Raw genomic sequence first — 21,999 nt, 5'->3', positions numbered from 1 at the left:
GGTGGACTTTTTTTCTCCCAACGCTTCGCATTGGGCTGAATTAATACGCCCTTTCAGGGCTGTTAGCGTATTCAGCTGTTAGTATTCAGCCTTTTTGAAGAAAACAAATATTTAAATATCTGAGAGGGCTGAAAGCCTGATTTATTTCAGCCTCATCCGTATTCTTCTAAAAAGTTTTCTTTTTCTTTGTCATTCAGAGTGAAACGATGAATCCTTTCTTTCCTTTTCGGAGTGGGATTCCTCACTACGTTCGGAATGACAAGAGGAAGTGTTTAAATCAAGGGTTATTTGCAGGGTAAATGATTCGGAGAAGCTGTCTTATTATATAAGGCGGAAAGGTAAGCTATATATTTCATATACAGCACTTCCGGATATGTGTATCGGGTACATGTCCGGAAGTGTATCGTATCCGAGAGATAAAGGTGCAAGATTCTGTTTGCACTCGCGCCGTCGGATGGTGAAGGATGCTTTTTCAGAACATTCCGACGCTTACGCGAGGCGTACGGATGCCGGGCTTGATTTCGCCGTTCACGACAATCAACCGTCGATTATGGAACAACGCGCCGACTCCGGCACGTGCCACGGCTTCATAAGCGCCTCGATTGCTCCAAGTGCGCGAACGCACGTCGTAATGGAGCACTTCGTCGTTGAAGCGATACCAATCGACCGGATGGAGGAGATAATCGGCCGCTTCTCCTTGTAATTTCTCTAACCGTCGCGTATCGTTGGCGGCGCGGGCTTGAGCCATTTGGCGCGGACGGTCGACCGCATCGAAGAAACGCGTATAATTTACTCCGCCAAAGAAGAGTATGGCACTGTCGGCGCAAGCTACGGCGCATCCTCCGGTCAGTGTGCGCGGATTTCCGTCGCTCAAAGGGGGCAGAGCGGTTTCCGTTTCCCATGTTCCGGTGCGAGGCGAGAATGTGAGGACTTCGTCAGGAATCCGAGGCGGCGTTTCGGTTGTTCCGGGCTGAAATCCTCCGGCTAAATAGAGGCGATATTCCTCGTTTCCGCAGCGTTGCCCCACTAAAACGGGCTGTACGCGCGCCGTTCCGGGAAAATCGGGGAGCTTTTCCCATCGACCGGAGTCCGTTCGCACGGAAAGATCGAGGCAATAGAAAGCATGAGACGGTGTTCCGTTCGCATTCCCTCCCGCTACGTAGATTTTTCCGTCCATATACGCCGCGGCAAAGTTATCCATGGCCACGGGAAGCGACGGCAGAGGACGGATGGTACAGGCCTCGGACGTATCGTTCGCAGAAAGTAAAAAGACGTCCGTAAACGAAGACTCGCTGTCGTTGCCTCCTGCACAGACGATTCCGTAGGGTGTGCCGACGCTCGCGCCATAGGCCGCGGCACGAGGCAATATGCCCGCATTCGTCCATTGGGCGCTGTCGGCCGACAAGTCGAGCGCCCAAATTTCGGCATAATATCGCTTGGTGCCTCCTTCGGCCACCGGTTTATCGGGGAAGTTGCATCCCCCGGCTACAATCAGACGGTTCCCTATGATTCCCGTAAAAGGCGCGGAGACGCCCAGCGAGGCTGTCCCCTCCATGCCCGGTAAATCGGGCAGATGATTCCACTGTATCATTTCCGTTTCTTCTTTTTTGTCCGTGCCGCCGGACCGACATGCGCTCCAAAGCGCAAACCCCAGCGCGACACAGACGATATAATGTATTTTATTCATTTCTTGTTTATTCAATCGCGGCCTGAAACGTCGAAGCCGGCAATCCCGCTCCGTTGATCAGGTTAGCCCGCGTAAACGGCTGCCATCCGTAACGTACTTTCCGCGGACGTGATACCTGCGGCGAACGCAGTCGGAGACAATGCCCGACAATTTCGGCCTCGGCCGGATAGAAACGTTCGTCTTCGCCGGCCAATTCGAACGTACACAGTGGCTTTCCGTCGGACGTCGTCAATCCTTCGGCGTAACGGAACGAAAGCCAGACGGCCTGCTCACGAAATGCGGCTGAAAGGAACGACGGTCCGGAAGGAACGACGGACGATTGTCCGTAAGTACGGTTCAACGCGATGCGTGCCAGCCGTTCGCCGACGTCGGTCTTGCGTCTGGGATGCACGTCGAGCGAATCTCCGCGATCACTGCTTACTGCCATTTCGCACGACGGAATTTCTTCGGCCAGACGGCGCTGCGTATTACGAAACCACGCCCAAGTCGGACGGTTCAGACTCGACAATTGCACGAAATAGAAAGGCAATGTTTCTCTCCAATAGCTTCTCCAACTGTTTACCAGCATCGGAAAGAGCTTACTGTACGCTTCCAAATTATGCGCGTTCGATTCGCCTTGATACCACAGCACACCTTTGAGCGGATAACGTACTAATGGCGCGATGCCTGCCTCGAACAGATAACAAGGCTCGTAAGGATGCCGCTGCAACGGGTTCGTTGCTTCTTTGAGGTTCAATGTCGCACGCTCCCGCACCCAGTCTTGTATGAAATCGTTCTTCGTCCAGTCGTATAAGAGGTCAGGGAATTCAAATTCCACCGTTTTCCGGTCGATCCACGCCTCGGCCGGCGAGCCGCTCACGGCATTCGAAATCAATCCCACGGGCACTCCGAGGCTGTCGGAGAGCATGCGGCCGAAAGCCATGGCAATGGCCGAAAAACGGTCGGCCGTCCGTTCGTCGCACGGCTCCCATTGCGTGTCGTGGTAATATTGCAGGCGGTTCAACGAGTCGAGCGCGGTCTTGCTCCATGTCGACGCGCCGGTATGCCAGCGAGGTTTCATGTCGAAGAAGCGTATCTGCGGATTCTTCCGCGCGAAATCGAGGAGCTTCGCACGCTCCGCGGCGTCGGCCTCCGACGTTCGGAACGCCATGTTCGACTGTCCGGAGCAAAGCCACACTTCACCGACGGCCACCTGCCTGTAAGTAAGCTTGCGCGAAGGTGTTGCGACGGTAAGCACCAGTCCTGTCTGCGCGGGCATGGGGTCGAGCATAACCGTCCATCGTCCGTTATCGGACGTTCGGGCTGTTTTCGTCTGCTTCGCGATCGTTACGGAGACGGTCTCTCCCGCATCGGCCGTTCCCTCGATCGTTAACGCGCGATCCCGCTGCAAGACCATATTATCTGAATAGATGGCAGGCATTTTCAGTCCTCCGAAATCGCCGGTCACGGCCTGATAAACGGTCTTCGCCAGTAACCCGGCGCCTTCCTCATCGGGATGAAGAGCATCGGGCAACAAATCGGGACGATGGTATAACGGTTCCTGCAAATCGATCAATCCTACGCCGGCCCATCGCGCCACCTGTTCGATTTTCTCCTGAATCATCCAATACCAGTCGCGCGTACCGGATTTAAACCGGCGATGCCGGTGCGCAATCGGCGTCATCCGGCATACCCAGATGCGACATGCGGGGTTGACGCGGCGAAATGTATCAATCAACGCCAGATAATCGTGCAAAAACTCATCCCTGTAGTTCGGCCACGCCTTCGGATCGGTATCGTTCAGTCCCAAATGAATGATCACCCAGTCGCCTGCAAACTCGACCGCCTTTCTGTATTCTTCCTGCTGCGTGTATGGACGGAAACCCTTATTTAAAAGCGTCGCTCCCGGTTTACCGAAACTGCCTACTTCGTATCCTTTGCCCAACAATCGTTGTAATTGCGCGGGATACGAGTCGGTTTCACGATTCTTGATGCCTGTTCCGTAAGTAACGCTGTTTCCTACACAAGCAACTTTCACGGTCTTCTGAGCCAACCCCATACTTACACAGGTCAGCATCCATATCATTCCTATCCAATACTTTTTCATTGTATATCGTTCATGTGTTATTTCGGTTTAGGCGAAAAAATCAGTCCTTCAAGCGCCTGTTCACCGTCAGGGGTGAATAAAAAGCGTTGATAACGATGCTTCATCGTATCAGGTCTTTGATTTTAACAGCCTGAAAGGTCATGTGTGCCACGCTCGACTCGTAAAATATCCCGACTGTTTCCCTGTCAATCATCGACAGACACGAGTAGCCCCATCCTTCTTCTTCGTCGAGAAGCACCTGATGCGCGGGAAGCCACGTAACGCCTCCGTCGAGACTCGCCTTGATGGTAATGTGATGGCGTCCTTTCGTCGTGTTGGGATTCGAGAAGAGCAATAAGTCTTTCCCGGTGACGTTGTCTTTCGCTTTGACACTGATCAAACTTGCCATGCAAATCGATTCCGGCAAGGCGCCTCGGTTCGACGAGTGTTCCGTCCAACTTTTTCCCAAGTCGCGTGTCGTGCTGACGGCACGGCTGCCTCCGCGATTGTCTCGCATGTTCAGCATGAGCACACCCGGTTCCACCTCGGCCACTTGCGATTCCGTCGTGTTGGTACGCGCCGGTTGATGGATATGCCACGTCTTTCCACGGTCTTTGCTGTACATAATACCCGCGTGAGGAACACGCACGGAGTCGATAAACTGGATCGGGAAGACCAGTGTGCCGTCCCGCATCGTGATTCCTCTTCCCGGCCCTTGCAACAGGAAGCACCACGAAGGATCTTTTACTTGCGACGTGATGTTGATCGGCTCGCTCCATGTTCGGCCGTCGTCCGTACTTTTCACCATCATCAGCTGGGCTGTTTCGTCGGGTGTCATTCCGGGCATGGAATTGGTCCATGCGCGCGCATTGCCCATTCCGTGCGTCCATGCGGCAACCACCCAGACGGTGTTCGTGCGTTCATCGACGAGGATGGACGGATCGCCCACTCCATTCTGCCCCGACGGTAGTCCGTCGGTCTCACCGAACGACATGGCCATACGCATCGGCTCCCATGTCTGTCCTTTGTCGGTGCTGCGGCTCAGTCCCACGTCGACATGCTCCTGCAAATCGGCACTGTTATTGTAACGTACATCATATACACCGAGCAATGTCCCTTCGTTCGTAGTCACTAACCCGGGGATACGGTAAGCGGCCGATCCGTCGTCGCCCGCATGGCGTACTCCGATTCCCATCCGGCGCACAGCCGCCTGTTCGCCGGCAATAACGGCCGGCTTATTGTTGATAACGGCCTCCGTCACCGTCGGGGTGAGCTTCGACAGCAGTGAGGTGTTGCGATCCATCTCCACACTCACCCAAAAATAGTTGATGCCTTTGACCATCGGCTGACGTGTTTTCAGCGTCAACGTATTTGCGACGGTCGTCACTTCGTCCTGCCGTACAGAATAGGACGGATTGGCTGATCGCGTGTTGCGGATATTGTGTGAAGAGACATACGTCACCGGCGCGAAATGGGAACGATCTTTCGTGGGCGCTTCCGTACCGGCATAAAACAGACGAACGGCTTTTACCTCCGACAGTTTGTCTTCGTTGCCGAAACGTATGGTCAACCGGTTCAACACATCGCCTTTCGTCGCGTCAGGGATGCGGATACGGAACAGCACATTGTCCGTCCGGTCGATCAGGATCGGAATCTGCGGGTTTTGTACATACACACTATCCGCCGCTCCTAACGTCTGCATCGAAGCAAACAAACCAACGATCCAAAAAAACTTTTTCATACGATATCTGATATATAACTGTTCTATGTTTATTCTTCTCTCTTGTCTGCGGTCTGAGGACGCAGGAAAAATAGTTGTATGACGAGAGCGACAGCGACAACAACTGCCAGCATCGCGAAGTCTTTCCCAAGGTTCCCGGCATCGGTCGACTTTCCGAGGATATTCGTAATCACGGCACCGGCAAATACTCCCGTCATGTTCATAAGTCCGTAAGCTGTGGCACGGTATTTCGACGAAATAAACTGACACAGAATGGGCATGTTATTCGCGTCGAACATGCCGTAACCGATCCCGAAACACAATCCTCCGCCGACAATCATCGTCAGGTTATGTCCGAAACCGAGTAACAGCAGTGAAGGGATCATCAGTGACAGTCCGATCGCCCCCGTATAGATTCGCCCCCGAAGGTTGCGCTGTATCCATCGGTCGGAAAGAATTCCTCCGGCAATCACCCCGATGAATGACGACACGGCAATGACAATCGTCGATAACGGTCCCGCCTGCGTCATGTCGATGGACAGGTTTTCGGAGAACAGCGTCGGTAACCAGTTCTTCGTCGCCCATCCCGGAAGACTCGGGGTAGCAAAATAGAGCAGGATGATCCAGAAGGAAATGTTTCCGGCCAACATGCCGATACCTTTCAACGCGGATTTTACCATTTCGCCTAACGAAGTGGGTTGCGGAGTGCTTACCGGCGCCTCGCTCTTTTTGTCTTTCAGAAAAAGAATCAACACGATACTGTATATCATACCGATCCAACCGAAGCTCTGGAAAGTTACATGCCAACTGAACGCACTGGAAATCGTTGCCCCAAAGCCGCCCAGTGCCTGCCCGACATACAATCCCGTCATGTGGATGCCGACTGCCAACGAGCGTGTTTTCTCCCGATGATAGTCGGTAATCAGCGACAGTCCCGCAGGGATATAGAGTGCTTCGCTGACTCCCATCAATGCACGCAGCCAATAGACCTGTTCGAAGGTGGTACAGAAGCCCATCATCAGCGTAACAAACGACCAGACAAAAAGACTTCCGACAATCAACCATTTACGATTCATCCGGTCGGCTATCATGCCGGCCACCGGGCTCATCAAACCGTAGATCCAAAGGAAAACGGCCATCAGCCGCCCGAAGTTTGCAGCCGATTCCAGTTCCGCGATATCGATCATCATCGTATCTCTCATGGTCGAGAGCATCTGTCGGTCGAGGTAGTTCAGCAGTGCCACAACCCACAAGAGAGCTACGACAATCCAAGGGTAATACTTTGAGTTTTTCATCATCATCCGATTTTAATCCACTATTTAAGTCGTAAGCTCACGGCACAGAAGATGCGCCTTTATCATCATGCGCGGAATGTGGAACGGACCTTTGAACAAATTTCCTTTAGCAGGCTGCGCCACAGTTCCGTCACGATGGAGGTAGCCATACCACTCTCCGTATTGACCGTCGGGGAAGTGCGCATACATGTATTCGTTCACCTGACGGTGCATCTCCAGATATTTTTCGTCTCCGGTAGCCTGATAAGCGTAAAGTGAGGCGATCACCGTCTCGGTCTGCGGCCACCAGAACTTCATGTCCTGCGAATAGTCCTGCGCCGGAAACTTCCGACAGTCACGGAAATTAATGATACCGCCGAATTCGGTGTCCCATCCCCACTCCCACGACCAGTCGAGGATGGTCAGGGCCGTTTCAAGCAATGCCTTATCCCCCTTTCTGAACGCAGCTTCCTCCATCAGGAACCATGCCGTTTCGATGCAATGTCCCGGATTAATCAATCGGCCGGCCGATGTGTCGATAAACTCACCGTTAGGGCCTACCGTCTCAAGCAGCGCACGATATTCGGAATGCATAAAGTGCCGACGAATCTCATCGATCGATTCATCGATCTGCTGTGTTAGCACCTCATCGTTGATTGCCGCGCGGATACGTGATGCCGTATTGATCAGAATCATGCAGAGGGAATGTCCTTTCGCCTGAAAAGCCGGTAGGTATTTCGGCTCCGTCAAACCCGGTGTGTTCTTGTATTTAAGGATCAGCTTAAACAAAGCCAAGGCTTTTTCGGCATAAGCCCGATCGCCCGAAGCAATCGCATACTCCGACATGGCAATCGCCGCAAACGATTCGGAGAAGAGATAACGACGCTTACGTAGAGGCGTTCCCTCGGCAGTGACTTCAAAATACATCCTCCCGTCGCTATCGGTACAATGTTTTTCAATAAAATCGATCCCCGATTTCGACAAGGCCAACCATTCTTCATTACGCTCGATATGGTTATACGCATACGCCAGCACAAACGCGAAGCGCCCCTGAAACCAAACCGATTTTGTCGGGTCGTACAGCGTTCCGTCTCGATCGACACACGTGTAATAGCCTCCGTTAACGCGATCCACGCCGTATTTTATCCAGAACGGAAAAATATCCGTCAATAAATCGTTTTTATATTTTTCTGCCCAGTATCCCAAATACTCCTTAATATCCATATCCACGTTATTTGTTACATCTTTCAAAAAATCCGATTGCTTCGAGTTCTTTCTTCATCGAAGCTTCTTCGGCATCAGTCATATTACGGAAAGGCGTACGGTTTTTCCCGAGATCAAGGCCGATCAGTTTCATGATTCGCTTTCCTCCGACGATATTTCCACGATAATTGCAAATCACATTGATTACTTCCTGCGAGAAGTTCTGCCGTTCACGCGCTGTTTCCAGATCGCCGGCTTCCCATGCCTCGATGATACCGACCAGCTCACGGCCGTTATAGTTTGTCGTACCGCCGATACCGCCTTGTGCTCCTCCCATAGCCAGACAGGGAAGAATCGTCTCGTCCTGCCCGTGCAACATATCGAACTTTCCGTTCTTGTAGAGACGGCACTGGTTGTATTCATAAAGACTTTCATACGTATATTTGATACCGGCAAAGTTGGGAATACGTCCGTCCACCGTTTGCAGAAACTCGACCATCGACAGGTAAGCACCGTTGAAAGCCGGTATATGATAATAGTAGAAAGGGAGTTCGGGTGCCCCACAGGCAATCTCTTCACAATATTGCACCAACTCTTCCACACGTCCTACTTTAGGAAACGGCGAAGCCATCGCGCCCGTCCCCCATGCGCCGATCTCCTGAGCATGAGCAGCCAGACGCCGGCTCGATTTCACACATGTACTCCCTACATGAACAATCACTTTAAAACCCGAGGGAACAACCGAGACCCATTTTTCGGCCAGTTTCATCCGTTCGTCTTCGGTCAGCATGTAGCCCTCACCGGAGGAGCCGTTGATAAAAACACCTTTCAACCCGTTACGCGCCAACAAATCCGCATACTCTGCTATCGGAGCATAATTCACGTCTCCTTTTTCGTCGAACGGCGTAAACGGAGCATCAATCAAACCTTTTATTTTTTCCATCTCTCTTCTTTATTTACGCATCATTGTCCAAATATTTTATTCACGCCGCAAAGATAAATAAATTTATTATCCTAACAACAAACTATTATTAAAATTATTTATAAATAAGCTTGTAAAAACAGCATCAACATATCATCTGAATGCTCTCCTCCTCATTTTTTTTTACATTTCAAAAAGAATGAACCGACGCCCGTACTCTATTATGAGGATGTGTCAAAACACAATATTTGGGCACACCCTCTTTCGGTGTGTAAGAAAAAGTGAAATTAGGGGGCGCTAAGGATGAGAGCGAGGGCGCATACGTTCGTATGTGACCGAGCTCACATTCCGCAAGTAACAAAGCTGTTCGCCCGTTATGACACAACGCCTTGTGGTTGTTCCGGAAGTAATTCATCGCTTGGAACTTAAAAGCGCTATCGTTTGCCTTGATACGATGAGAACACGGAGCTTCTCGACAGAGACTAAGAAAGACTTGTGTCTGAAAAAGTCACAAACACTTGTTTTTAGACAATAAAGATGTTTTTACTGCGAAACACATCCGACTCATTACATAAAACCGTAGACAACAATCATAAGCAAGCAGAGAAGCGCGCTTATACTACACTCGAAATAAAAGACGTCTTCGATCCTGACGATAAAATACAACCTTTTTTCTATATCGACCAACTCAATATATCTGTGTAACGAACGAAAAAAGCGACAGCGGCACAGGTTTATGCCTTCTTTTGTGATCTTTTATCCCTCCTCACATCAAGAAATTCGAGCGACATACCGCAAATTCGGAGGCACGGAAGCGCAATTTTCGGCCAGCTCGCGTTTATCGTCATCAGGTTCTACGGCAATGATTTGAAGTCTCTTTTTTACTAAAGCCAGTAAGAGAGTAAATTCTCCGTAGCCCGTGTTTTCGATCGTCACTTCTCCTTCGTCGGGGAGGGCGGCGATCTCTGCGACGTAATTGTTGTGTTTTCGCAGGTTGGCACGCACCTCTCGCTCTACCGCGGGGCCTTTATAGATGTAGTTATGCTTCACCAGATCGGCATAATAAGCCGGTGTTTCATATTTACGGCAGATCGCTTCGTATTCGTGTCGGTAATATTGGCGTACTTCTTTCGCTCGCTGGGAGTAGTTACGGCTGAATCGGGCATCGTCGGGAGTAATGCGGGGCATGACTTGAATATGTATCTCTCCTTTGCGAAGCATAAACTCCTGCTTGGGCAATACATGCCCCACGCCGTGAATCATCACCGGAATGAGATCGATTTGCAACTGCTCGGCGAGGTAAAATGCCCCGCGATGAAAGCGAAGGATGGAGCAATCGGGCGATCGTGTGCCTTCGGGGAAAATTACGATGGAATAACCACGTTTGACGGCGTCGCGCAAACGGTCGATCATCTGTTCGATACCGTTCGAGATGGGATAGAAGTCGGCATATCGAATCAATTGTCCGTAAAACGGCGAGTTCCACACCCAATCGTTCGTCAGAATGATGAGTTTGGGCGTGAGCATCATGATACACATCAGATCGAGGTGCGATTGGTGGTTACAGATAATCACTCCCGGACGCTCGAACGTCTCGCCGGACAAGTTGCTGAACGTTGTTTTCACTTGCGGAATGCGATAAATCACAAAACGGGCGATTCGATGCAGCAGCCGATGGTACGCCATCTTCTTCTTTTCGGTTGCGCGTCCGAAGGTGGCCATTCCCCATCCCGCCAGCGTGATAAAAGGACTGGCGACAAGAAAAACGAGGAAGGCGTATATCGTACTGAGCAAGTTCTTCAGCGTTACGGGCATCAGGCGTTTGCGTCCTTTTCGCATCGTCAGGAGTCCGAACAGGAACGGTGGGAAAATGTACGCCATCACTACGACCGAGAGCATCCCGACTACGGTTACTTCGCCCAATGAACGCAATGCCGGATGTTTGGCAAAGATCAGCATCCCCATCCCGACGAACATAATCGCCGCCGAAAGAGCAATACTGTTCTTGTACGACGATAAAGTTTTGCGCCGGTACGTATATTCATACATCAGTCCTTCCGTCATGAAAATCGTATAGTCATCTCCCTGACCGAAAATGAATGTAGCCAGAATGATGTTGACAATATTGAACTTGATATCGAATAAACCCATCAGGCCGAGGATCCATACCCAGCTCAGCGCCAATGGCGTGAAGGCGATAAGCGTCAATTCGAGGCGTCCCAGCGAAAAGAGGAGGAAGGCGAAGACGATCAGTCCGCAGATATAGAGAACGTAGTTAAAATTATCGGAAAGCGAGGCGATCATACGGCGAGTGATCGAGCCGGCATCGAAAGCGATGGACGACGACGCGGTTTTCTGTCCGTTCAGCTTTGCTTCGACCGCCTGCGCTTTGTCCGCGTCAAGGTAAAGCAGGTTTACGATCATCGTCTGACCGTCATTTTCGAGCACGTAGTTTCGCGCCAACGTTTCTTTGATCGGATCGAAGTGCGACAAAGTCGTTTCTTCCCACTTGCGACCGATTATCTCCTCGAAGAGATGGAATGCGTCGGCACGAAAACCGAGTTTTTCTCCCTCCTCGGCGAGATAGGTTCGGACGCTGTCGCGATGTTGCTCCCAGAAATCGTTCCAGCGCTTCACCTGTGCGGTTTGTCGCGAGGGCGAAGGCAAAAAATGGCCGATGCCTCCGATTTTCGATATTTCTCCTGCGGCCAGCAGCTCCTTCAAGCCGGTCAAACTCTCTTCGTTTGCCGTCAGTGCAGCCTCGGGAGTGTTTCCTTCCGTCACGTAATAAAGCACATGGCGATCGTCGTTGAGTAAATCTCTCATTCGTTCGTATTCTTGCTGCTGCGTATCGGTCATGTAGTTGATTTTTCGCATATCGGCCTCGAAGTGCGACTCATCGCTCGAGAAGGCAAGCAAAACGGTGACGACGATGATGGTTGCGACAAGCCGGCGATTCTTTTCGAAGGGACGGTCTACGAATCGTCCGAAAGGCGCGTGCGACAATGCCGGTTTCCGACCGTGACCAGGCAACAGATGAGGCAAAAACAGCAACACGAACAAGATTGTACCGACAAGCAGCAGCGACGCGAACCAGCCGAGATCGCACATGGCATCCGAGCCGATGAATATAAGACTCATGAAAGCGCCTACGGTCGTGATGTTACCGATCGTGAGCGGTTGGATGATGTCTTTGATCACGAACCGCGAGTTGGGCACGCTTCCATAATGGCCAATGAAATGCAGCGGATAATTGATGGCGATACCGAACATGATGGAGCTGATGCCGACGGCGATAATGGAGACTTCGCCCCGGATAAGGTGCATCAGCCCGAGAGCAAACAGTCCGCCGAAAGTGACGGAGGCGAAGATCAGCCCGATTTTCAGCCCGTCGCGAAACGTAAAGATCAGGAGCGCGAGAACGATTACCACGGCGAAGAGGCTTGAGAGGAGCGTATCGCGGCGGATTTGTCCGGCGTTTGTCAAAGCGATTTCCGCGGCGCCGAAACTGTGGAACGAGATACCGTCGAAGGCTTTTTCCGTTTCCCTCATGCAAGTATTCAAAGTCTCGACGAATTGTTTGTTGGCCGATGTTTCGCTCGCGGGGATGGCGCAGTCTACGACGATCAGCGCTTGTCCATCGTCCGAGAAGATATAATCCTGATACAGGTCGAATCGTCCGCCCGCCTGAAAGTCGCGGAGCTTGCCCATGAGGTTCGCGGTCAGTTGCAGAGGGTCGGCGAGGAGGTGCTGACGAACCATCATACCGGCCGAGGAGGTCAGGATGTTTCGATCCGTCTCTAATTGCCGCGCTAAGGCCGCACGCGTCACCAGCGTGTCCATCCGGCGATAATCGTCGTCGTCGAGGTAATAAGGCATGTTCTCTACGACGAACAGGGCGACAGACATCATCTCGGCCGGGTCTATTTTGTAGAGGATATGCTTCACTTGGGTGGTGTCGGTGACTGTTTGCAGACGTTCGACGAGCGCATCGACGGCTCGCATCTGCTTTTCGCGATCGGTCGAATCCTTCGCGGAACAATAAATCGTGATTTTGTTCGACGAGGCGACGTAACGGTAAGCTCGGTTGATTCGTTCGTTCGTTTTATCCGCGGGCAGAAACCGCGAGATGTCTTCCGTAAAACGCACCTGCGAAGCCAATCCCAGAAAGACCCCGATCAGCACAAGCAGAAGGATAAAAAGCAAGTTCTTGCGCGATGAAAAATAATCGTAGACGGAAAGAAAGAACTTTGTCATGGCTTCGGGCTGCGTTTGAAGAGGAAATGATAGAGCATCGAAGGGTATCCGTAGACGATCGCGGCAATCACGAGGATCGTATTGAGAATGCTGATACGCACGAAATCCTTTCCCGGCCGAAAATGCGTCACGCGCTCCTCTTCGGGCGCGTAATAGACGCGCGTGGGCACGGAAACGATGCGTATGCCTTTCCATCGGCAGCGTACGAGCAGTTCCAGCTCGGCCTCGTAGCGCGATGAGAAGGGGCGCATCCCTTTCATGGCGCGCAGCGGATAAAGACGGAAGCCGTTTTGCGTGTCGCGCAGGCGTCGGGCGGTCTGTACGGCGAACCAGAAGTTCGAAAATTGGTTGGCGAACGAGTTTTTGGGAGGCATATTTCCTTCGACGATGCGTTGGCCGATGATCAGCGCGTCGGGATAGCGGATCAAGGCCTCCGTAAAACGCGCGATGTCGGTCGCGGCATGCTGTCCGTCCGAGTCCATCGTTATGGCGGAGGAATAACCGAGCTTTTCGGCACGGTCGAATCCGTTTTTGAGCGCGTGCCCCTTGCCTCTGTTGGGCCGATACGAGATTATTTCGACGCGACCGGCGAAATCTGTCAGAACAGCCGCCGTTTCATCGGTCGAACCGTCGTTTACGACGATCACCGGAAGGTTTTGTCGCAGCGCGGCGTCCAATACTTCGCGCAGCGTCTTGGCGTTGTTATAGGTTGGGATGATTACGCAGACGGATAATGCTTCCGCGCTCGGTCGTATGTCCGTATCACGGTCCGGTATCATTTCATCTCTTCGAATAGCAGATTTATTTTTGAAAAAACAGTGTCGCCTTCGCCTACGATGCCCGAAACGGCGATCATCCCGTCGTCCTGTGTCGTTACGTTCAGCGCGAAGGTAAGTTCGCCGACGATTCGCGGGTCGATCACTTTCACGAATTTCACGTTCTTAATCGTTCGGAGAAGCAATGTCGTGTCTCGGTATGCTTCGACGAGTTCTTTGATTATTTGGATGATGCATACTCCGGGCGTAACGGGGTTACCGGGAAAGTGTGCCTCGTAAATCACGTGCGAGGCGTTGAGCGACACACGGTAATCGACGCCTCCTTCCGTATCGGTACGCTTACGGATGGTATAAAATGTATTATTCAGCATATTGTATCGTGTTATCAATCTTCGTCTCCGTTAATTTTCGCAATTCGTACGTCAGATTATGCCGACGGTTGACGAGCCTTAGTGTGCTGTCCGGTAAAACCGTCAGTTCCTTTTTTCCATGACTCACCACAAGCATGTTATGCTGTTCGTACCGTACGATTTTACGGGCAAAAGGCGCTTCCGGATCATCGCACTCGATCAGAAAATGCAAATCCGACGCGATGGTGCGACGGATATACCATTTATCGAGCATCGACTGCACATCCTGCAACTCGCACCGGCGATTCGTTGTCCGAAAATCGAACGCTTTAAAGCCGAATTCGTTCATCAGCGTGCCGCGCCACGTATCGCCGCTCTTCCGAAGGATACAAAGGCCCGACAGTTCGTTTTTCGGTGTCCGCAACATGACCCGGTACGTGTTACGTTCCGTTTCCGAGCGTCGCGCGGGCGTCCAGACGGGAGCGTCGGAAGGTTGCGCATCGGCCGAGCGTCGTAATGCCGGCACGGTACTGCATCCGGCCAGCAGAAGCGACAGACTAATGAGCAAATACCGAATCATCGACAGGCGTGTTGAGTTGGATGTTCTTTAGCGTGATGATTGTTTTATCGCCGCTTTTCTCGATCAGCTCCACACGACGGATACGGCTATCCGAACGGTCTACGTAGAGCTGTATCGACGAGAATAAATCTTTCACTTCTTTCTTTCGCGGCGTCAGCATGATTTTACAGTCGCTTTTCCCGACCATAAACTGTGTCGTAAAGTCCGGCGAGTCGATCAGCCCCGCGCCGCTGACACCTCCTATCATCACCCGGCTGATTTCGGTAAAGAGTTTGCTCCCTCGCACCGGGATTTTGTTCGTCTTTCCGCCCGATGTCATACGCACGTTATCCCCGTCCATCGCAAAGACGTAAGCATAAGGCCGCGTATATTCCCATCGGATCTTATCGTTCGGTTTATACAGCATTTTACCTTCCGAGGTGACCTGATCTTTCATAAAAGAGAGCTCTTTGACCTGCGTAAAATCCGCTTTGAGCGTCTTCATTTCGCGTGCGACGCGTCTGATGTTGTCCGTAATCTCTTTTTTCTGCGTCTCGGTTGCCTTTTGATAGCCGTTTTGTGCCGAAAGGGTTACGATGCACGGCAACAGAAGTATCGGCAGAAATATTTTGTTCATTGTTCTCATTTTCCTCCTAATGAATTGAGGGCAAAGATAGTCCACAAATCGCATAAAAGGAAGAAAACACCGATGGATTTCGGTTTTTTTACTTTTTGAATGATTAGCGATCAGTTTTCAGCATTCGGCCATTGGATAAACCACAAGTTTCACCGGTTTTTCACCAGCTCCACAAGTTTTCATTTGCGTTCGTTTGCGTTTTTGCGCTATTCGTGTTCGAATATATAGCAAGCGTTATTCATAACTTGTTATTCGTAATTGTTCATTGGCATTCCACATCCGTAGAGATGCAATTAATTGCGTCTCTACAACATGTGCCTTGCATAACCATTGACCATAAACCTTAATCCCCTTCCGATCAAGGGCTGAAAGCCCGTTCTATTTCAGCCCCATCCCGCAAGGGTGGGGTAATTGATTCCCACCCTTGTTTTTTGAGGGCTGTAAGCCTGAATTAATTTGCTAACATTTAGTTTTCAGCCGTCAGCCGTCGGTTTTCAGACAACCCAACGACTCAACAATTAAACAACTAAACAATTAAACAACTAAACGACTCAACAAATAAACAACACATTTTTCACTTTTCGTTCTTCACTTTTCACTTTTCGTTCTTCACTTTTCACTTTTCGTTCTTCACTTTTCACTTTTCGTTCTTCACTTTTCACTTTCCTCTCCCCCTTCTTCCGGTTCTTCTTCTTTCTGTCTGCGTCGTCCCAGATTTACGATGATGCGCGCATTCCGATACTCCGTATAGAGTTCCGACGGGTCGAACAGCTTCATCAGACTGTCCAACAGATAAAATTCTTTACGCAGTTCCCCCACCAATTCGGCAAATAATTCGTTTTTCGACTTTCGTTCCGCTGTCAGCTCGCGAGGCTGCGTAATAATACCCGACAATTGTTCGATTAACATTTTTGCCGCCTTGACATCTGCCTCCTTTACGCCATAATCGTTCAGCTCGTTCAAATACGGCTCCATTAACTGAATCAAATGCGTCAGACGCTGAACAAGCGACATGTCGCGCCGTTGAAGCAGCGACGCTTTGCTTACGCTTAACTCATCGTGAAGCTTAATATCGTTCTTGTCGATCGCGTATACCGATACGGGCTTACAAAGTTTAACCACCGAGGCTACGGCTTCCTGCACAATATCCGCTTTATTTTGCGTAGCACCCGTCGTCACGATCAACGCGCCTCGATAAGCTTCATTCGCTTTATCGGTTGTCCCTTTGATGTTCGACATCACATGGACGATACGAGGAATATGGCTCCATTCCCCATTACGTCTGCTCATCACTTCCATAGTCGCGTTCGCCATGGTCAAATAATTTTCATGATTTCTGTTCATAATAATCCTCTTTTAATCGTTTCGTAATTTTTTTTGCCAAAAATAATAAATTAAATTCGAAAGTCAAGGGTTTATGTGTTAAAAAATAAGCTTCGGTATAATTTTTTTTCAAGTCGTTATAAAGAAAAGTATTTTCGAAAGACTTAAAATGCTATATTACAAATGTTTTACATTTCTTCGACAAAGTTTCGGACGCCTGAATCTTTAATCGCAACTTTTTCTGAAATAGCGAACTGTCCTTTTCTCACCATTTTAAAGTCCGCGAAACGATTTTAGCTGTATCGCAAGTCAAAAATGACCCGAAGACAATGAAAAATGACACGTTTACACTTAAAAACGAAGCATCTTTCATTCAATCCGTCATCTTTAAAACGAATTATGATCTCTTCACAATGGATTAAGACGTCTTCAGAACGAATTATGCTGTCTTCAAAATCGATTTCTGCACCTTCAAAACGGATTATTGTATCTTCACAATCGATTATGGCGTCTTCAAAACGAATTAAGACGCCTTCGATATGAATTATTGTCAGGTCAAAGTGAATTACTGTCAGTCTCGTATGAATTATTGTCAGTTGAAAGTCAATTATGAGACCTTTAATATGAATTATGATCTGTTCAATACGAATTATGTTCCGTTCAAACTCAAATATGACGCCTCTTTAATCGAATAGGGTATGTTGATAATAAAAAATGCTCTGTTTCCACTCAAATATTATGTCTTCACAGTCGATTATGACACCTCTCGCATGAAATATTGTCAGTTCACAACAAAAAACGACGACTTCATCATCGAAAAAGGCATCTTCTACAAGTTTTCTTTGAGTTTCATCATGACAACGATCGGATCGCTATCGGCCGAGACCTCCCCCAGCCCCTCAACGTACACTTTTTCGTCCGTATCATGAAAATAAAGATCCGGAACGATAACATCGACTAAATAATCTTCATGCAACACTTCGTGTACACATCCGAAAAAATAGGAACTGAGATAAAGTCGATCGGGAAAAGTGGAAAGATCATTTCTTATCGCCTTCGCATGATACACTTTTTTGCTTTTTCGGAACGTTATATACTGCCGAAAATCACCTTCATTCATCCATCGCTCCGTATCGCTTTGTTTGAAATAGTATGAAAATGAAAAGATTCTGTCATCATATATATTCAGCACCGGAAAAGCCGCCACACGATTCATTTTTCGGATATATTCCATCTGTTCTTTCGTCGATTGCATCGCCACAGATTCACTCATGTTATATGTTCCGAAATCGATTTGGAACAGGGGAACAGCATCCCGGTCATTTAACTGATAAAATATGTTTCCGTACATCGGCGAGAAGAAAAGTTCTCCTTTGTTGTTTTTTGAGAAACATTCACTCGTCATCGAGAAGTAATGATGCCCCGTTTCGATCTTTTTATCAAACAAAACTTTGAAATTATCCTCATTATCGCAGACTATCAAGTCGCCATTGGTATCCTCGCCGTTTATCTTGTTGTCTATTTGTTGAGTGGCGAAATAGAATAAACCATTATGTCTCTTCACGGAATTCGCGTTGATATCCGGATAAGACGATATGGCACCCATAAAATCGAAAGTCAGATTCTTATATCGTAAAATGGATTGTTTTCCGCCCGTATAATTCACAAGCTCGATATACGATTCATCTTCGTCGATAAAAACAGGCCCTATACGTAAATATTCGCCCGGCCCCTGTCCTTTTTTATTCAGTTTAGTCACGAATCGACCTTCCTTATCGAAAACAAATATCGCTTGTTGGCTTATATCTACGGCATAAATATGCTTTTTTTTGATGATGATTTCCCGTATTCTCCCCATTACGTCTCCCGAATCGACTTGCAACCGGATGCATTGGATTGAGTCGGCGATTTCCGATAATGGAATAAACTCATCTGCCTGCATGGGATCGATTTGGATGATTTCCATCTCGGAAGCGGCCCGGTTATGACGGTTATCGCATCCGTAAAACGGACAAATTAAGAGGAACAACGCGATTATTTTCTTTAATTTCATATTCATAGAAATAAAATGAAAAGTTTTTCAAACCCTCATGGACTTATTTTTTCATTGAAACGCGATTATTTTACGTTTATTGTCAAAAATAATCCTTACTGTTGCAATAAGTACACCTCTGTAACCAAAATCGATCCGGTTCGGGCGAGTTCGTATCCGGTTTATGGCGAAAATAATATTTGACATCCTGCAACTTCTCGCTTTCAGTCCGTATTCTCTCCATAAAATTCAAAAAAAATAAGATTTTATTTAAACTATTCCGATCAGGCTGCGTCTATTGCTTATAATAAAACGACAAACGAAGAAAAGAAATTTATGACACGACGAGGTAAATCATTTTTTATGCTCGCCTTTCTTCTTTTTACCATCTGCGCCGTCGCTCAGGTGGACGTGAAAGGCATAATTATTGAAGAACAGAGCAAAGAAGCCGTCGAACAGGCCACTGTACGACTGCTCAACATGAAAGACAGTTCGATGGTGAACGGTACGGTGAGCGGCCGTAACGGAACCTTCATCCTCCGGAGCGTTAAAGCGGGCGATTATCTGCTGCATGTCACTTTCGTAGGCTATGAACCCGTCTACCAACTGCTCGAAGTAACGAATCGAACGAATCCGGTCGACGTCGGTACGATTACCATGCGCGACGAAAGCGTCATGCTCGGCGAGGCCGTCGTCACGGCCAAGGCCATTGAAGTTCAAGTCAAAAACGATACGATCGAATACAACGCCGATTCGTATAAAGTAGCCGAAGGCTCGATGCTCGAAGACCTGCTCAAAAAAATGCCCGGCGTCGAAATCAATTCCGAAGGCAAGGTGACGATCAACGGGAAAGAGATCAAGAAAGTACTTGTCGACGGAAAAGAATTCTTTTCGGACGACCCGAAAGTAGCCTCCAAAAACCTCCCCGCCAAGATGGTCGATAAGGTACAAACCTACGAACGACGCAGCAACATGGCGCAGATGACCGGTTTTGACGACGGCGACGAGGAAGCCGTCATCAACCTCACCATTAAACCCGGCATGAAACAGGGATGGTTCGGCAACCTCATCGGCGGATACGGCACCCGAAAGCGTTACGACGGCAACATGATGATTAATCGCTTTGTCGAAAACGATCAGTTCTCCCTCATGGGCGGCCTCAACAACACGAACAACATGGGATTTACCGATTTTGCCGCCGCCATGTTCAGCGGCATGGGCGGAGGACGCCGACGCTTTCGAGGCTTCGGCGCCGGTAACGGAATCACCTCGTCGGGCAACATCGGGACGAACTTCAGCAAAGAATTCAACCCGCGCTTCACCGTTGGCGGAAACGTGCGATACGCTCATTCCGACAACGACGCCCTTTCGCAAAGCAACCGGCAGAATATCTTGCCCGCCGACAGCTCTTCATACGATTACAGCCAAAGTTCCGCCCGCACACGCAGCGATAACTTGGGCGTCAACCTCCGCATGGAATGGAAGCCGGACACGTTGACCCAATTCATCTTCCAACCCGAGTTCTCCTATCACAAAACGCGTAACGAAGAACACGAAGATTCCTACACGCTAAGCGGACGGCGCGACTCGGTCAACACTTCCCGCTCCCATTCCTCTTCCGACGGCGAAGGCTACAACGCTTCGGCACGACTCGACTTCAGTCGCAAGCTCAACAGCAAGGGACGCACCCTCAGCGGATCGCTTTCCGGAGGGCTCAACAGCTCATACGGCAACGGACAGAACCATTCCTCCACCCGATACCTGCTTTTCCCCGACTCCGTCGGCCTTATCGACCAGCGCGTACGCTACGACAACAGCGGATATAACTATCGCGCCTTCGTCTCGTGGGTAGAACCCGTCGGACACAACAATTTCATACAGGCCACGTACCGAATCGGAGAAAACAGACGCGAATTGCTCAAAGACGCCTACGTCGACGACGGCAGCGGAAACTATACCCGACTCGACACGGCCTACAGCAAAAGCACCCGCAATCATGCCGTCGAACAGCGAGTCAGTCTTGCCTTCAAAGCCGTAAGAGAAAAATATAACATTACGATCGGATTCAACGTCGATCCCTCTTACACCCGAACCGAAACCTTCGTCGGCGACCGCACGCTCTATTCCATGTCGCGCAACGTCATGAATTATTCTCCCACCGCCCAATTGCGCTATCGCTTCGATAAACGCACCGACTTGCGCGTCGATTACGACGGACGTACCGGACAACCCGAGATGGAGCAACTGCAACCCGTGGCCGACGTTTCCGATCCGCTCAACACCATCATCGGAAATCCGAACTTGAGTCCGACTTACACGAACAACCTTCGCGTTCGCTTCGGCAAATTCATCCCCGAAACGCAAACGGCCTACATGCTGATGGCCAACGGAAACTATATCATCAACGACATTGTCAATAAAACGACCACCGAACGACGTACCGGCAAACGCACCACGACTTACGAAAACGTCGACGGAAATTTCAACGCCGACGTACGTGCTATCCTCAACGTGCCACTCAAAAACAATAAGTTCTCCGTCTTTGGAATGACCTTCGCACGCTATTCCAACACCGGCGGATACATCGACGGTGAAAAGAATACCAGTAAAGCCATGATTCTCTCTCAACGCGCGGCCATCAACTACCGTTCCGATCTTTTCGATTTCAGTCTCAACGGAAACGTTCGCTATAACCGGACACACAACACCCTACAAGGACAAAACGATCTGCATACCTTCAACTACGGCGGCGGAGCTTCCACAACGCTCTACCTTCCGTACAACTTTCAGGTCGAAAGCGATATCGATTACTCGGCTAACGCCGGATATTCCGCCGGATACGAACAGAAAGAATGGCTTTGGAACGCTTCCGTCTCCAAAACATTCCTCAAGAACAATGCCGGAATACTTCGATTCAAAGTCTACGACATCCTCCGGCAACGCAGCAACATCTCTTACAGTGCCACGGCCAGCGCCATCCGTTATACGGAATACAACACTTTGAACAGCTACGGCATGTTGTATTTCATCTACCGCTTCAGCATTTTCAAAGGCGGCGGGAAGGCTTCGGACATGCGCATGCCCGGTATTTTCGGACAAGGACACGGACGACCGCCCCATTAACACGATTCACGAAACCTTGGGGGACCGTTTCGACAAGTTGCGTGTCGAAACAGTCCCCCACAGTGTTCTTT

The 21,999-nt window shown here is 49.7% G+C and carries 14 protein-coding genes; 1 reads left to right on the top strand and 13 read right to left on the bottom strand.

From position 1 onward, the window contains the following. Window positions 1–472: 472 nt before the first annotated feature. The 13 genes from EII41_RS08775 to EII41_RS08715 form a co-directional block, all read right to left on the bottom strand. Complete coding sequence (locus EII41_RS08775; RefSeq protein WP_124790279.1) at window positions 473–1,687, bottom strand: cyclically-permuted mutarotase family protein; 1,215 nt, start codon at window positions 1,685–1,687, stop codon at window positions 473–475. Window positions 1,688–1,694: 7 nt separating this feature from the next. Next, window positions 1,695–3,773 carry a GDSL-type esterase/lipase family protein gene (locus tag EII41_RS08770; RefSeq protein WP_124790278.1) on the bottom strand — a complete coding sequence of 693 codons (2,079 nt, stop codon included), beginning with the start codon at window positions 3,771–3,773 and terminating at the stop codon, window positions 1,695–1,697. A gap of 100 nt (window positions 3,774–3,873) precedes the next feature. Beyond that, entirely contained in the window at window positions 3,874–5,493 is a 1,620-nt protein-coding gene (locus EII41_RS08765) for a sialidase family protein (protein ID WP_124790277.1), read from the bottom strand. 29 nt (window positions 5,494–5,522) lie between these two features. Continuing rightward, complete coding sequence (locus tag EII41_RS08760) at window positions 5,523–6,767, bottom strand: MFS transporter (RefSeq protein WP_124751150.1); 1,245 nt, start codon at window positions 6,765–6,767, stop codon at window positions 5,523–5,525. A 24-nt stretch (window positions 6,768–6,791) separates the two neighbouring features. Continuing rightward, window positions 6,792–7,970: an AGE family epimerase/isomerase gene (locus EII41_RS08755; RefSeq protein WP_124790276.1), complete on the bottom strand. Its 1,179-nt coding sequence runs from the start codon at window positions 7,968–7,970 to the stop codon at window positions 6,792–6,794. Between the two features lie 7 nt (window positions 7,971–7,977). Next, window positions 7,978–8,892, bottom strand: coding sequence for a dihydrodipicolinate synthase family protein (locus EII41_RS08750; RefSeq protein WP_124790275.1), 915 nt, complete (start codon window positions 8,890–8,892; stop codon window positions 7,978–7,980). A gap of 750 nt (window positions 8,893–9,642) precedes the next feature. Then, the gene (locus tag EII41_RS08745; protein WP_124790274.1) at window positions 9,643–13,128 is read right to left on the bottom strand and encodes a 1-acyl-sn-glycerol-3-phosphate acyltransferase; all 3,486 of its coding nucleotides are present in this window, start codon (window positions 13,126–13,128) and stop codon (window positions 9,643–9,645) included. Beyond that, window positions 13,125–13,907 carry a glycosyltransferase family 2 protein gene (locus tag EII41_RS08740; RefSeq protein WP_124790273.1) on the bottom strand — a complete coding sequence of 261 codons (783 nt, stop codon included), beginning with the start codon at window positions 13,905–13,907 and terminating at the stop codon, window positions 13,125–13,127. Before EII41_RS08740 ends, EII41_RS08745 begins: the two co-directional genes overlap by 4 nt. Further along, window positions 13,904–14,275, bottom strand: coding sequence for a 3-hydroxyacyl-ACP dehydratase (locus EII41_RS08735; protein WP_124790272.1), 372 nt, complete (start codon window positions 14,273–14,275; stop codon window positions 13,904–13,906). The genes EII41_RS08740 and EII41_RS08735 overlap by 4 nt, the downstream gene beginning before the upstream one ends. Next, window positions 14,265–14,834 (bottom strand): hypothetical protein, encoded by a 570-nt coding sequence (locus EII41_RS08730; RefSeq protein WP_124790271.1) that lies wholly within the window; start codon window positions 14,832–14,834, stop codon window positions 14,265–14,267. The genes EII41_RS08735 and EII41_RS08730 overlap by 11 nt, the downstream gene beginning before the upstream one ends. Beyond that, window positions 14,812–15,450: a LolA family protein gene (locus EII41_RS08725; protein ID WP_185711873.1), complete on the bottom strand. Its 639-nt coding sequence runs from the start codon at window positions 15,448–15,450 to the stop codon at window positions 14,812–14,814. Before EII41_RS08725 ends, EII41_RS08730 begins: the two co-directional genes overlap by 23 nt. Window positions 15,451–16,101: 651 nt before the next feature. After that, window positions 16,102–16,794, bottom strand: a complete 693-nt coding sequence (locus tag EII41_RS08720; RefSeq protein WP_124790269.1) for a hypothetical protein — start codon at window positions 16,792–16,794, stop codon at window positions 16,102–16,104. An 808-nt stretch (window positions 16,795–17,602) separates the two neighbouring features. After that, window positions 17,603–18,826, bottom strand: coding sequence for a 6-bladed beta-propeller (locus tag EII41_RS08715; RefSeq protein ID WP_221620711.1), 1,224 nt, complete (start codon window positions 18,824–18,826; stop codon window positions 17,603–17,605). A 315-nt stretch (window positions 18,827–19,141) separates the two neighbouring features. On the opposite strand from EII41_RS08715, the gene EII41_RS08710 reads away from it, so the two are divergent. Beyond that, on the top strand, window positions 19,142–21,928 hold the full coding sequence (locus EII41_RS08710) for a TonB-dependent receptor (RefSeq protein WP_124790267.1): 2,787 nt from the start codon (window positions 19,142–19,144) through the stop codon (window positions 21,926–21,928). The last annotated feature ends 71 nt before the right edge of the window (window positions 21,929–21,999 follow it).

Source organism: Tannerella forsythia, from assembly GCF_003860135.1.
In the GTDB taxonomy this organism is placed as follows: Bacteria; Bacteroidota; Bacteroidia; order Bacteroidales; family Tannerellaceae; genus Tannerella; species Tannerella forsythia_A.
This window is presented reverse-complemented; position numbering and strand designations above follow the sequence as displayed.

Excerpts from the sequence above, each read along its gene's own strand:
- EII41_RS08715 (WP_221620711.1), bottom strand. The coding sequence starts at position 18,826 with ATGAAATTAAAGAAAATAATCGCGTTGTTCCTCTTAATTTGTCCGTTT.
- EII41_RS08765 (WP_124790277.1), bottom strand. The coding sequence starts at position 5,493 with ATGAAAAAGTTTTTTTGGATCGTTGGTTTGTTTGCTTCGATGCAGACG.
- EII41_RS08760 (WP_124751150.1), bottom strand. The coding sequence starts at position 6,767 with ATGAAAAACTCAAAGTATTACCCTTGGATTGTCGTAGCTCTCTTGTGG.
- EII41_RS08720 (WP_124790269.1), bottom strand. The coding sequence starts at position 16,794 with ATGAACAGAAATCATGAAAATTATTTGACCATGGCGAACGCGACTATG.
- EII41_RS08740 (WP_124790273.1), bottom strand. The coding sequence starts at position 13,907 with ATGATACCGGACCGTGATACGGACATACGACCGAGCGCGGAAGCATTA.
- EII41_RS08745 (WP_124790274.1), bottom strand. The coding sequence starts at position 13,128 with ATGACAAAGTTCTTTCTTTCCGTCTACGATTATTTTTCATCGCGCAAG.
- EII41_RS08710 (WP_124790267.1), top strand. The coding sequence starts at position 19,142 with ATGACACGACGAGGTAAATCATTTTTTATGCTCGCCTTTCTTCTTTTT.
- EII41_RS08730 (WP_124790271.1), bottom strand. The coding sequence starts at position 14,834 with ATGATTCGGTATTTGCTCATTAGTCTGTCGCTTCTGCTGGCCGGATGC.
- EII41_RS08735 (WP_124790272.1), bottom strand. The coding sequence starts at position 14,275 with ATGCTGAATAATACATTTTATACCATCCGTAAGCGTACCGATACGGAA.
- EII41_RS08755 (WP_124790276.1), bottom strand. The coding sequence starts at position 7,970 with ATGGATATTAAGGAGTATTTGGGATACTGGGCAGAAAAATATAAAAAC.
- EII41_RS08770 (WP_124790278.1), bottom strand. The coding sequence starts at position 3,773 with ATGAAAAAGTATTGGATAGGAATGATATGGATGCTGACCTGTGTAAGT.
- EII41_RS08725 (WP_185711873.1), bottom strand. The coding sequence starts at position 15,450 with ATGAACAAAATATTTCTGCCGATACTTCTGTTGCCGTGCATCGTAACC.
- EII41_RS08775 (WP_124790279.1), bottom strand. The coding sequence starts at position 1,687 with ATGAATAAAATACATTATATCGTCTGTGTCGCGCTGGGGTTTGCGCTT.
- EII41_RS08750 (WP_124790275.1), bottom strand. The coding sequence starts at position 8,892 with ATGGAAAAAATAAAAGGTTTGATTGATGCTCCGTTTACGCCGTTCGAC.